The sequence below is a fragment of the Selenomonas sp. oral taxon 137 str. F0430 genome, assembly GCF_000183625.1.
Taxonomy (GTDB): Bacteria; Bacillota; Negativicutes; order Selenomonadales; family Selenomonadaceae; genus Centipeda; species Centipeda artemidis.
Window position 1 is genome coordinate 42,711 of sequence record NZ_AENV01000003.1, and the last position, 11,467, is coordinate 54,177.

Consider the following 11,467-nt stretch of genomic DNA (forward strand, 5'->3'; position numbering starts at 1 on the left):
CCATGAAAAACACAGGCATCAACCGCGTTTTCCTCATCGTGCTCGACAGCTTCGGCATCGGCGCAGCCCCCGACGCAGCGGAGTTCGGCGACGCGGCGACGTGCAGCACGCTGCGCTCCGTCACCGAGAGCGGACTGTTCCCCGCAAAGAATCTCCGAAAGCTCGGGCTTTACAACATCGACGGCGTAGACTGCGGCAGGATGCACGATGAACCCGTGGGAGCGTACGCGCGCCTGCGCGAGCTCTCGCGCGGCAAGGACACAACGATCGGGCATTGGGAGATGGCAGGCATCGTGCGCAACGAGCCGCTGCCAACCTATCCGGACGGCTTCCCCGAGGACGTCATCGCGCAGCTCGAAGCGGCGTTCGGACGGAAGGTTCTCTGCAACAAGCCCTACTCGGGCACGCAGGTCATCCACGACTACGGACAGGAGCATGAGGAGACGGGTGCGCTCATCGTCTACACATCCGCCGACAGCGTGCTCCAAATCGCGGCGCACGAGGACTGCGTTCCCGTCGAGCAGCTCTATGCCTATTGCCGCAAAGCACGCGAGATCATGTGCGGCGCGCACGCCGTCGGACGCATCATCGCGCGCCCCTTCGTCGGCGCGTATCCAAACTACGAGCGCACGCCACGCCGTCACGACTTTTCTCTCGAACCGACGGGCGAGACGATCCTCGACGCGCTGAAGCACGCGGGCAAGGACGTCATCGGCGTCGGGAAGATTTCGGACATCTTCGCGGGGCGCGGGCTGACGCGCTCGCTCGGCGTGAACGAGAGCAATACGGACGGCATGAGGAAGACGACGACCCTCGTGGACGAGGACTTCACCGGGCTCGCCTACATCAACCTCGTCGACGGCGACATGATCTACGGTCACCGCCGCGACGTGGAAGGATATGCGCGTGCCATGCAGGAGTTCGACGACTGGCTCGGCACATTCCTCCCACGCATGAGGGAGAGCGACGTTCTCATGATCACCGCCGACCACGGCTGCGACCCCGGCGCGGCGGGCACGGATCACACGCGCGAGTATGTCCCGCTCCTCGTCTACGGTGCCTACATCGCGCCGCACAGTCTCGGCACATATCCGACCTTTGCCATGATCGGCGCAAGCATCGCGGACATGTTCGACGTGCCGCTCACGACCAAGGGCGAGAGTTTCCTCCCCTCCATCTTGATCTAGAGGTGCGCCATGAATATGTACGACCTCATCACGGTGAAAAAGCGCGGCGGCGCGCTCTCCTACGACGAACTCTCCTACATGATCGGCGGCTATGTTGCGGGCGAAATCCCCGACTATCAAATGTCCGCCATGCTGATGGCAATTTATTTCAATGGAATGACGCCCGAGGAGACCACGAACCTCACGAAAATCATGGCGGCATCGGGCGACCGCATCGACCTCTCCGCCATCGACGGCATCAAGATTGACAAGCATTCGACAGGCGGCGTCGGTGACAAGACAACACTCATCGTAAGTCCCATTGTTGCGGCGTGCGGCTGCTATGCGCCGAAGATGTCGGGGCGCGGGCTCGGACATACGGGCGGCACGGTGGATAAGCTCGAGTCCATCCCCGGATTCCGCACCGACCTCACGCAGGAAGAGTTCTTCGCCGTCGTGCGCGACTGCCGCATGAGTCTCATCGCGCAGGCAGGGACGCTCGCGCGCGCGGACAAGCTGCTCTACGCTCTGCGTGATGTGACGGCGACCGTCGACAGCATCCCCCTCATCGCATCGTCCATCATGAGCAAGAAGCTCGCCTGCGGCGCCGACGCCGTTCTCCTCGACGTGAAGGTCGGGCGCGGCGCGTTCATGAAGACCGCCGAGGAGGCGCGCACGCTCGCCGCCCTCATGGTTGACATCGGTCGGGGCGCGGGACTCTCGACCGCCGCGCTCCTCACGAACATGGACGTCCCGCTCGGCAATGCCGTCGGCAACAACCTTGAAGTCACCGAGGCGATGGAGGTACTGCGCGGCGAGGGTTCCGCCGATCTCCGCGAAGTCTCCCTCTCCCTCGCGGCGGAAATGCTGCATCTGGCGGGATGCGGTACGCGCGTGGACTGCCGTTCCCGCGCCGAATCCGCCGTTGCGGACGGATCGGCGTTCGAGACCTTTGCCCGCATGACGGCGGCACAGAGCGGCGACACCGCCGTGCTCTCCGATCCGCGCAAATTCCCGCAGGCAAAACATCAATGCGTGCTCACGGCAAAAGAGACCGGCTATATCGCGCGTCTCGACGCTGAGACCGTCGGTCGTGCCGCCGTCCTCGTCGGGGCGGGGCGCGCGGACAAAAATGCCCCGATCGACCATGCCGCGGGCATCTACCTCGACAAGAAATACGGCGATCCTGTCACAACGGGCGATGCACTCGCAACACTCTATGCCGAGAGCGAGGAGCGGCTCACGGCGGGCCTCGCCCGTCTCGGAGACGCCTATGCCATAGATGCCATACCGCCTGCACCGCAGAAGCTCATCTACGGCACGGTGGACGCGGAGGGGTATCATGACCGATAGAGAACTCGTTGCGGCGGCGATGCGCTTTCGTGCGCACGCCTATGCGCCCTACTCACGGTTCGCCGTTGGGGCGGCTCTCCTTGCGCGCAGCGGGCGCGTCTACGGCGGCGTGAACGTCGAGAACGCCTCCTATCCCGTCGGCATCTGCGCCGAGCGCGCGGCGATCGCCCGCGCCGTTACGGACGGGGAGCGCGATTTCGACGCGCTTGCCATCGTGGCGGACAGCCCGGACGTCTGCGCCCCCTGCGGCATGTGCCGGCAGGTGATGGCGGAGTTTCCCATCCGCCGCGTCATCCTCGCGAATTTACGCGGCAATATGCATGTCCTCTCGCCTGCCGAACTGCTCCCGCACGCCTTTGGCGCGGCGGCGCTCCCTGCAAAGGAGGAATCCCCCACATGAAAATCCTCATCGTTGACGACTCGCGTCTCGTCCGGCTCAAGCTGCGCGCGGAGCTCTCCGACCGCGGTCACACCGTCGTCGAGGCTGCGAATGGCGAAGAGGCGCTGAAACAGGCGGAGAGTGATCTGCCCGACGGCGTCTTTCTCGACGTCATACTGCCCGGCGTCGACGGATGCGAAACGCTCCGCCGCCTGCGGGCGGTGCACCCCCGTCTCCCCGTCGTCATGATCTCGACCGACGCGTCGGAGGAGAACGTCGCCCGCGCCCATGCAAGCGGCGCGCTCATGTTCATCCAAAAGCCATATGCCGACCACGAGATCACAACAGCGCTCGCCAAGATACGCGCGTATCGGGAGGAATCATGAGCGAGTTGTTCGGTGCATATACGGCATCATTCCTGCATGGGCTCTCGGTCTATGCACATGTGGAGGCATCCGTGTCCGCACAGCCTGCGGACACGCCGCCCCCATACATTACCTTGTCCCAGCGTCTCACGGCGGACGGTCTGCCCTTCATCGTGGGACTTGCCATGCCTGCGGACGCGTTCTATGCGATCGCGGCGGGCTACAGCGGCGTCTGTCTCGACACCGCCGAGGAGCTCGCCGTCGATGCCGCAGGGGAACTCTTCAACGTCATCAACGGGCATTTTTCCTCCGAAATGCGCGCGCGCGGACATGCTGTCTCTATCGAAGAGCCGCCGAGCCATGCGTACGCCGCCCCTTTGCCTGCCGGCACTGTCCTCCGATGCGACGCCGCAAGTCCGTTCGGTACGATGCACATTATCGCCGCGCAGGAAGAATTTCTCCCTGCCTGAACGCAGCCAGCTTTTTGAAAGGAGCTCATCTTGACTGCCCTATTCGATCTCGATCTCCATACGCTTTTAGATCTTCTCCTCGTCCCGGTTTGCATCGTCTGCGCCGCGCTCACCGTCGGCATCATCGCCGACCGCTTGATCCGCCGCTATGTCAACCGCCACCTCGCGGTGGAGGAAAGCACTTGGAAATATGTGCTCATCCGCTCTATGCACGGTGTGCCGATTTTTTTCAGCTTCATCATCGGTCTCTACTGGGCGATTGACGCCGTGGAGATCTCGCCGACGCTCACAAAATTATTTTCCTATCTGCTCTTTACGAGCAACGTGCTGACCATCACACGCGTGATTGCGCGTACCGTGGACGGCGTCGTCACCATGTATTTCGAGCGATCGGACAAAAATCTGCCAAAGACGACGCTGCTCAACAGCATTCTCATCGGTGTCATCTACGCGATGGGGATTCTTGTCATCCTCCAATACTACGGCATCTCCATTGCCCCCATCCTCACGGCAGCGGGCGTCGGCGGCATGGCAGTCGCGCTCGCCCTGCAGGAAACGCTCGCAAACATCTTTGCGGGACTCCATCTCATCCTCTCGAAACAGCTCCGTCTTGGCGACTACATCAAACTCAGCAGCGGTGAGGAAGGGCGCGTCACGGACATCACATGGCGGTTCACGACCATCATCCCCGTCGGCGCAAGCAATACCATCGTCATTCCAAACAAAACGATTGCGGGCGCAAACATTACGAACTACAGTCTGCCGAGCAATCAGATCAACATCAGTGTTCCCATCGGTGTCGCGTACGACAGTGATCTCGTGCTCGTGGAGCGCGTCACCGTCGAGACGGCACGCGAAGTGCTCGCACGCGTCGACGAGGATGCAAGCGCGAACCCGGTCGTGCGTTTCACGGATTTTGGCGAATCCTCCATCGACTTTGTCGTCGTCCTACAGTCGAGTCTTTTTGACCATCAGGGCGTGATCAAGCACGAGTTCATCAAGGCGCTCACCGAACGCTACCGCAAAGAAGGCATTGACATGCCCTATCCGATCCGCACCATCATCCAAGAACAGGAAGCGAACGAATAGGCTTATCCACAGAATACACCGCCATGAGCGGCGGATTATTGTGGATAATTTTGGCGCCGCCGGAATGCCCGAGGCGCCTTTTTTTCATTGGAAAAATCGACATTGCCATATCTTTTTCCCAAAATTTTTCTGTGGATAAGTCTGTGTAAAACAACTATATATAGATTTCCTATTGACTCCTGCCCACTACATGTTGTATAATCCTCACCAGACGGCGCAACAAACGCCCAAAACATTATCCCGCCGCATGCGGCGGAACTCAAAGGAGAATGCAGCATGATTGTCAACGATATCAACGTCACGGTAAACGGTCTTACGGATGTCACCGCGCACGAGGTAGAGAACTACATCTCGTACATCGAGGGACAGACGAACGAGAAGCTCGACAGCCTCTCCATCACGGGCACGGACGACGGTCGCGTCACACTCGGCTACGAAGTGCGTCAGCCGAAGTTCGAGCGCGTCCGCCGCATCACGGGCTATCTCGTTGGCACCACGGATCGCTGGAACAACGCCAAGCGCGCCGAGGAACACGAGCGTGTCAAGCACGGACTCCACTGAGATCCGCATCTCCGGCATCGCCCGCGACTCCATCGTCGACGGTGAGGGCATCCGCCTGACGGTCTTTACACAGGGCTGTCCGCGGCGGTGCCCCGGATGTCACAATCCGGAGACACAGCCGCTCGTCGGCGGACGCACGACAACCGTCGGCGCCGTGGTCGCGGAGCTGGATGAAAACCCGCTCCTCACGGGGCTGACGCTCAGCGGCGGCGAACCGTTCCTTCAGCCGGGGGCACTGCTCCCGCTCGCACGCGCCGCACACGCACGTGGGCTCGATGTGTGGAGCTACACGGGGTTTACTCTCGAAGAACTCCGCGCACAGGGCGACACGGACGTGGACGCGCTGCTCGAAGAACTGGACGTCCTCGTTGACGGCGACTACCGCGAAGAGCTGCGCGATCTCACGCTGCACTTTCGCGGATCGCGCAACCAGCGTGTCATCGATCTCGCCGCCACGCGCCGCACCGGCGAACTCACACTTCTTTACGCAAACGACTAACAACACTTAGCAACACCACACCTAACAACAACGCAAAAGGGGACGACTGCAAATGCGGCCGTCCCCTTTTGTTGTATTTATATTTTCTCTTTTTAATGTGGGTATGTCAAGTAAAGTGTGTAAGTTTCTTATAGAGCGGAATATTTTCGGATCATCTGTCCGAGCCGCTCATCAATACAGAGTTGATTCATCACAATCGCCCAGTTCTGAATGGAGTGTCCCTTCCACTTCTTGTACAGCTCCTTGATCCGTAAGTAAAACACCTTGAACACAGCCGTCTCGCTTTGAAATGCCCCCTGCTTCGTTACTTTGCGAAAACTTGCATTGACGCTCTCTATCGCATTTGTTGTGTACATGACACGACGGACATCACTGCCATATTGGTAAAGCTGCTCAACATGCCGGAAGTTGTCCTTCCATACGCGAATTGCGCCCGGATACTTGCTCCAAGTCTCACAGAATTTCTCAAATTCGCTCTGTGCAGCCCGAAGGCTAACTGCCCCATAGATCTTTTTAAGTTGTGCCGTAAATGCCTTGTAATCCTTGCTCGGAACGTATTTAAGAGAATTGCGTATCAGGTGAACAATGCACCGCTGTACCACCACGTTCTTAAAGATCGACTTTGCGCCGTCTTCCAGGCCGCTCACTCCGTCCATTGATATGAAGCCGATGTCCTGTACGCCGCGTGCTTTGATCTCGTCAAATACCTGCATCCAGTGATGTTTGCTTTCCGTATCTCCCATCCATAGCCCTAGAACGTCTTTCTTGCCTTTTAGGTCATATCCGAGGATCACATATACCGCTTGATCAGATACGCCTTTGTCACCGCGCATTGAAACATAGATACAGTCAACGAAGACAAATGGATAAAATGCCTTGAGCGGTCGATTTTGCCATTCATGCAGCTCGTCAAGCACACTGTCTGTAATATGCGAGATTTGCTCGGCACTGAGCATAAAGCCATAGATGTCATCGATGGTGGAGGAGATGTCTCGCTGACTCATTCCTCTGGCATACATCGCGAGCACTTTTCCTTCAATGGACGAAACGTCCGTCTGTCTTTTGGGAACGATTTGCGGTGTAAAAGAGCCGTCACGGTCTCTTGGGACGCTGATGGGAACCTCGCCTGCTGAGGTTTTGAGGACTTTGGGGGTATATCCGTTGCGGCGATTTGCTGTATCCTTTTCGCTGCGCTCGTTGCTCATGTAACCGAGGTGGTTTTCCATCTCGCCGTTGAGCATGGCTTCAAACATGGGACCGAAGATTTCTTTGAGGGCGTTTTGCATATCCTCTACGGTTTTGGGTTGATACTCTTCGATAATTGCCTTGGCGAGCGTTGCACCGCGCCGTGGGGGGGCTCTTTGACATAAGGTTTCCTCCTTAGTTTTTGACTTCCCCTCACGGGGAGTGTTCCTAAGCTGTATCCCTATTTACACAGTTTATTATACACTCCCGGGTAAAGTGCTTTCCCGATTTACGAACAGCTTCCATTGTGGTAGAATAGGCGTAATCCATAGTGATTGCTCCTTTGCTGATGTTTTGTAGCGGAACCATTATAGCACGGGATGTCACTATGGATTTTGTTTTTGTTTAGCTGTTCAACTTCATTTTACAACGAACCGATTTCATTTTATCCTTTCATTTCGTTCTGTCATAGCTGCTGCGAGTGCTGCGCCGAGGGCGGAGCCGGTGTTTTCGAGGATGATCTTGACGTTGACCGCCTCGTCCAAGAGCAGCGTGTCGAGTGCACCACGCAGATGATGCGCGACAAGCGGGACTTTCTCATAGACGGAGCCGTCGACGGCGACGAACTGGTTCTCAAGCGCGTTTTCACCCATGCGGTGCTGAATGATGGCGACGTAGGTCGCCGCAACGATGCGTGCAGAGCGGACGATGACTGCAGTCGCGAGCTCCTGCAGAAGGGCACGCTCGGAGGCGGTGAAGGTCATGCCCGTTTTTGCCTCGATGACGGCGCCCGCCGAATGGCGGTCGAGATAGGCATCTGCGATGATCTCGGAGAGTTCAATGCTCGAAAAGGGGTAAACCCCGTCCGTACCGAGGAGGTCGGCGAGCGCCGCGCCATAGAGCGACCCGAGGTAGCGTCCCGATACCATCTTCTCAAGACGCTGTGCGCCGGGCTGCTCGGACTCCCTGTCCAGAATCTCATCGTATTTGGAGAAGGGCAGTTTTCCGAAGCCGCCCGACTCCATGTTGATGACGGTAGGCGGCTCGCTGCCGTCCGCGAACTCCTCGTAGTAGCAGGTGTTCTGCCCCGTGGCGTAGATGGAGCCGATGTAGGTGTGCTCGTGCTTGTATGCTGCCGCGAGCAGGACTGCGACCGTGTCATTGATAACTGCGACGGGTTCGACGTTCCTCATGCCGCGCCGTGCGAGTGCCTCTTTGAGGAGGTCGTTGACGACCTTACCCTCGACCCCCTGCGTGGCGAATTCCTTCGTCCATACAATCAGCTTCGCATTGTAGAGGTCGGTCTGCTGCGAGGGGAAGGAGAAGGTGTGTCCGAGCAGGTATTTCGTTGTGCGATTTCCCTCGATCGCCTCATCGATGATCTCAGCGAGGAAGTCAAACATTTCTTCCGCCGTTGCATCCGCGCTGACGTAGTCATAGACACCGGGGAGGGTGAGCGGCTTTGCGACCTTGCTCAGTACCTCATATTCGCCGCCGCCCTTGAGGAGGATGCGAAGTGCTCGTACATTTGTGCCGCCGAAGTCGAGCGCGAGGAAGGAGCCGTGCTCCTTTCCGCTTGGAAGTCCTGCGTAGGAGCGGAGCATACGGAGCGTTGCGCCCTCTTTGCCGGCAAGCCCCGCGCACATATCGGCACGGAAATCATCAGCGATTTTGCGGAGCGCATCGTTGTCTATGGTGAAGGCAGCCTTTGTCTCGTCAAATCGTTCACGATCAAATCCCATGGTAACTCCTCCCAAGAAAAGTTGTGGGAACGCCCCTATCGGTTCGCCCTAGCCTCCCCCGTTCGAAACGGGGGAGGGGGACCGCGTAAGCGGTGGAAGGGGCGCCACTTATCAGTGATAGCTTAGCAAAAGTGATCGAGCATCGCGCCGACGCTCGGGAACACCTGCTTCGCCTGTGCTTGTATCTCGGGACGTGCGGTCGTAAGCGAGTAGCCTCCCCATGCCTTCAGCATCGGCAGGTCGTTCGTCTCGTCGCCGATGGCGAACACCTCCGCGCCATCCCATCCCATGACGGAGAGGAGGGTGCGGATGCCCTGATCCTTGCTGATGCCGGCGGGCGTGATGTCAAGGCTGCACGCATTTGGGAACGCATGAATCTTGTCACTGAGCTTTGCGTTCAGCACCGCCGCACATTCTTCCGAGAGAGCAGGTTCATGAAAGCCGAGCGAGAACTGCTGAATCCCCGTCAGTCCTCCGATCTCGCTCTCCTCGATGTAGACGATGGGGAAATCCCAGTCCTTTGCCTCGCGCTCGATCCACGAACCCTCGGAGTGGTGGCAGAGATAGGTCACATCTGCTGCAGAGAAGGCGAAGTGGAAGGATTTCTGTGCGCTCGGCTCCGACGCAATCGCCGTGAGCGCGCGAGGATCAATCTCCGCCTGAAATCGGACGGCTGCATCCGCACCCCGTATGATGCCGCCGTTGTTGCAGACGGTGTAGTCGAACTCCACGCCGTATTCCTCAAGCTGCGGGACAAGCATCCCATAGTCGCGTCCCGAGATCACACCGAACTTGTGCCCTGCGGCACGCCAGCGGGCAATGCCCTCCTTAGTCTCCTCGTCGATTTTGCCGCCCCGGAGGAGCGTGCCGTCGTAATCGCTTGCCGCTACCTTCATTTTACTTCCTCCTCATAGACAACCGCCTCGAGCGGACGGAGCGCAGCCTTTGGCGCATCCGCATAGCTGCCGATGAGCCGCACGCCCCTCAAAAATCCTGCGGGAAGCTGTGCCTCCTCTGCGGAAAAGTTGACTGCCGTAACGATGCGGCGATTGCCTTCTGTACGAGAGAATGCGTAGATCTGCTCGTTTTCGGCAAGCAGTTCCTCATAGACCCCGTTGAGCAGTACGGGATTCGTCTTGCGCAGACGGATGATCTGCTTGTAGTAATTGAGCACGGAGTCCGCATCCGCTTCCTCTGCCGCCGCATTGATTGTGTGATAGTTCTCGTTTGCGGGCAGCCACGGCGTACCTGTGGTGAATCCGGCGTTCGCCGTATCGTTCCACTGCATCGGCGTACGCGCATTGTCACGGCTGTTGAAGTGGACAAAGGACAGTGCCTCTGCGGGCGAGAATCCTTCCTTCAGTGCAAGCTCGTATTGCCCGTGGGAGGAGATGTCATCGTATGCGTCGATCGTATCCCATTTGACGTTTGTCATGCCGAGCTCTTCGCCCTCGTAGATGAAGGGCGTGCCGCGCAGAGTCATGAGAATGGTCGCGAGTGCCTTTGCCGCAAGGCGTGCATCGCCGCCCTTCGGGAAGAAGTAGTTCACCGAGCGTGCGCGGTCATGGTTCTCGAAGTAGATCGGATACCAGCCCTCCTTGGCAACACCCTCCTGACTCGCGGAGAGTGCGCCCTTGAGCTTTGTGAGCTTCCACGGAACCATCTTCGACCAGCATTCGCCGTCCTCGTAGGGGACGAGGACGTGCGCAAACTCGAACAGCATCGAGAATACGCCGTTCTCGCCGACCCAGTCGGGCAGCTCCGGCACGCTGACACCGTTCGCCTCGCCGACGGTGAAGATGTCGTGCCCGTCAAAGACCTCCCTGCGGAACTCGTGGAGGAAATCGAGGATGCCGGGCGTGTTCGCCGTCATTGTGTGGACGCTCACCATGCCGTCCGCCGCGTCGGGCGTGCCGTCCTCGAAGACGGCGGGTTTCTTGATGTAGGTGATCGCGTCAATGCGGAAGCCGCCGACGCCCTTGTCGAGCCAGAAGTTCGCCGCTGCAAAGAGGGCTGCACGTACCTCTGGATTCTCCCAGTTGAGATCTGGCTGCGCCTCGGCAAAGGTATGGAGGTAGTATTGATCGCGTTCCGCGCAGTACGTCCACGCGGAGCCGCCGAAGATGCCGCGCCAGTTCGTCGGCGCACTGCCGTCGGGTTTCGCGTCGCGCCAGATGTACCAGCCGCTCTTTGCGTTATTGCGGCTGGACTTCGACTCGATAAACCACGGATGCTGATCGGAGCTGTGGTTGTAGACGAGATCCATGACGATGCGCATATCGCGCTTCTTTGCTTCGGCGATCAGCTCCTCCATGTCGGCGAGCGTGCCGAACTGGGGATTGATGCCCGTGTAGTCGCTGATGTCGTAGCCGTTGTCGACCATGGGCGAGGGATAGACGGGGGTGAGCCAGAGCGCACCCGCGCCGAGATCCTTCAGATAGTCGAGCTTTTCCGTGATGCCGCGCAGATCGCCTGTGCCGCTTCCCGTCGTGTCATTGAAGCTCTTCTGGTAGATCTGGTAAACGGCGGTGTTCTGCCACCATTTCGTTGCTTTCATGCTTGTTCCTTTCGTTATATGAGTTTCCCCCGTCGCAACGGGGGAAGTGGCGAGCATGCGAGCCGATAGGGGCGCCGGTGACGATACTCGGACCCCTGTCG

12 protein-coding genes are annotated in these 11,467 nt (G+C 58.8%); 8 read left to right on the forward strand and 4 right to left on the reverse strand.

Translation table 11 applies throughout. The features are described from left to right. Window positions 1-2: 2 nt before the first annotated feature. The 8 genes from HMPREF9162_RS01305 (at window position 3) to nrdG (ending at window position 5,882) form a co-directional block, all read left to right on the forward strand. Window positions 3-1,187, forward strand: a complete 1,185-nt coding sequence (locus HMPREF9162_RS01305) for a phosphopentomutase (protein ID WP_009438181.1) — start codon at window positions 3-5, stop codon at window positions 1,185-1,187. A 9-nt stretch (window positions 1,188-1,196) separates the two neighbouring features. After that, entirely contained in the window at window positions 1,197-2,519 is a 1,323-nt protein-coding gene (locus HMPREF9162_RS01310) for a thymidine phosphorylase (RefSeq protein ID WP_009438165.1), read from the forward strand. Next, window positions 2,509-2,919 carry a cytidine deaminase gene (locus HMPREF9162_RS01315; protein WP_009438172.1) on the forward strand — a complete coding sequence of 137 codons (411 nt, stop codon included), beginning with the start codon at window positions 2,509-2,511 and terminating at the stop codon, window positions 2,917-2,919. The genes HMPREF9162_RS01310 and HMPREF9162_RS01315 overlap by 11 nt, the downstream gene beginning before the upstream one ends. After that, window positions 2,916-3,284: a response regulator gene (locus HMPREF9162_RS01320; RefSeq protein WP_009350259.1), complete on the forward strand. Its 369-nt coding sequence runs from the start codon at window positions 2,916-2,918 to the stop codon at window positions 3,282-3,284. Before HMPREF9162_RS01315 ends, HMPREF9162_RS01320 begins: the two co-directional genes overlap by 4 nt. Next, window positions 3,281-3,733 carry a hypothetical protein gene (locus HMPREF9162_RS01325; protein ID WP_009438169.1) on the forward strand — a complete coding sequence of 151 codons (453 nt, stop codon included), beginning with the start codon at window positions 3,281-3,283 and terminating at the stop codon, window positions 3,731-3,733. Before HMPREF9162_RS01320 ends, HMPREF9162_RS01325 begins: the two co-directional genes overlap by 4 nt. A gap of 30 nt (window positions 3,734-3,763) precedes the next feature. Then, complete coding sequence (locus HMPREF9162_RS01330) at window positions 3,764-4,822, forward strand: mechanosensitive ion channel family protein (protein ID WP_009438159.1); 1,059 nt, start codon at window positions 3,764-3,766, stop codon at window positions 4,820-4,822. A 276-nt stretch (window positions 4,823-5,098) separates the two neighbouring features. Continuing rightward, window positions 5,099-5,383 carry an anaerobic ribonucleoside-triphosphate reductase gene (nrdD, locus tag HMPREF9162_RS01335; protein ID WP_009350263.1) on the forward strand — a complete coding sequence of 95 codons (285 nt, stop codon included), beginning with the start codon at window positions 5,099-5,101 and terminating at the stop codon, window positions 5,381-5,383. Beyond that, window positions 5,361-5,882, forward strand: coding sequence for an anaerobic ribonucleoside-triphosphate reductase activating protein (gene nrdG, locus HMPREF9162_RS01340; RefSeq protein WP_009350264.1), 522 nt, complete (start codon window positions 5,361-5,363; stop codon window positions 5,880-5,882). The genes nrdD and nrdG overlap by 23 nt, the downstream gene beginning before the upstream one ends. Before the next feature lie 128 nt (window positions 5,883-6,010). Here nrdG and HMPREF9162_RS01345 read toward each other — a convergent pair whose 3' ends face one another. From HMPREF9162_RS01345 to HMPREF9162_RS01360, 4 genes are all read right to left on the reverse strand, one after another. Beyond that, window positions 6,011-7,204, reverse strand: coding sequence for an IS256 family transposase (locus HMPREF9162_RS01345; protein WP_050782852.1), 1,194 nt, complete (start codon window positions 7,202-7,204; stop codon window positions 6,011-6,013). A gap of 303 nt (window positions 7,205-7,507) precedes the next feature. After that, window positions 7,508-8,809, reverse strand: coding sequence for a hexokinase (locus HMPREF9162_RS01350; protein WP_009438176.1), 1,302 nt, complete (start codon window positions 8,807-8,809; stop codon window positions 7,508-7,510). 122 nt (window positions 8,810-8,931) lie between these two features. Beyond that, window positions 8,932-9,705, reverse strand: coding sequence for an HAD-IIB family hydrolase (locus HMPREF9162_RS01355; RefSeq protein ID WP_009349131.1), 774 nt, complete (start codon window positions 9,703-9,705; stop codon window positions 8,932-8,934). Then, the gene (locus HMPREF9162_RS01360; RefSeq protein ID WP_009438156.1) at window positions 9,702-11,366 is read right to left on the reverse strand and encodes an alpha-glucosidase; all 1,665 of its coding nucleotides are present in this window, start codon (window positions 11,364-11,366) and stop codon (window positions 9,702-9,704) included. The genes HMPREF9162_RS01355 and HMPREF9162_RS01360 overlap by 4 nt, the downstream gene beginning before the upstream one ends. Window positions 11,367-11,467: the final 101 nt, after the last annotated feature.

What these genes read in the sequence shown, in the direction of transcription:
- HMPREF9162_RS01305 (WP_009438181.1), top strand. Translation starts at nt 3, where the DNA reads ATGAAAAACACAGGCATCAACCGCGTTTTCCTCATCGTGCTCGACAGC.
- nrdD (WP_009350263.1), top strand. Translation starts at nt 5,099, where the DNA reads ATGATTGTCAACGATATCAACGTCACGGTAAACGGTCTTACGGATGTC.
- HMPREF9162_RS01350 (WP_009438176.1), bottom strand. Translation starts at nt 8,809, where the DNA reads ATGGGATTTGATCGTGAACGATTTGACGAGACAAAGGCTGCCTTCACC.
- HMPREF9162_RS01315 (WP_009438172.1), top strand. Translation starts at nt 2,509, where the DNA reads ATGACCGATAGAGAACTCGTTGCGGCGGCGATGCGCTTTCGTGCGCAC.
- HMPREF9162_RS01360 (WP_009438156.1), bottom strand. Translation starts at nt 11,366, where the DNA reads ATGAAAGCAACGAAATGGTGGCAGAACACCGCCGTTTACCAGATCTAC.
- HMPREF9162_RS01325 (WP_009438169.1), top strand. Translation starts at nt 3,281, where the DNA reads ATGAGCGAGTTGTTCGGTGCATATACGGCATCATTCCTGCATGGGCTC.
- HMPREF9162_RS01320 (WP_009350259.1), top strand. Translation starts at nt 2,916, where the DNA reads ATGAAAATCCTCATCGTTGACGACTCGCGTCTCGTCCGGCTCAAGCTG.
- HMPREF9162_RS01355 (WP_009349131.1), bottom strand. Translation starts at nt 9,705, where the DNA reads ATGAAGGTAGCGGCAAGCGATTACGACGGCACGCTCCTCCGGGGCGGC.
- HMPREF9162_RS01310 (WP_009438165.1), top strand. Translation starts at nt 1,197, where the DNA reads ATGAATATGTACGACCTCATCACGGTGAAAAAGCGCGGCGGCGCGCTC.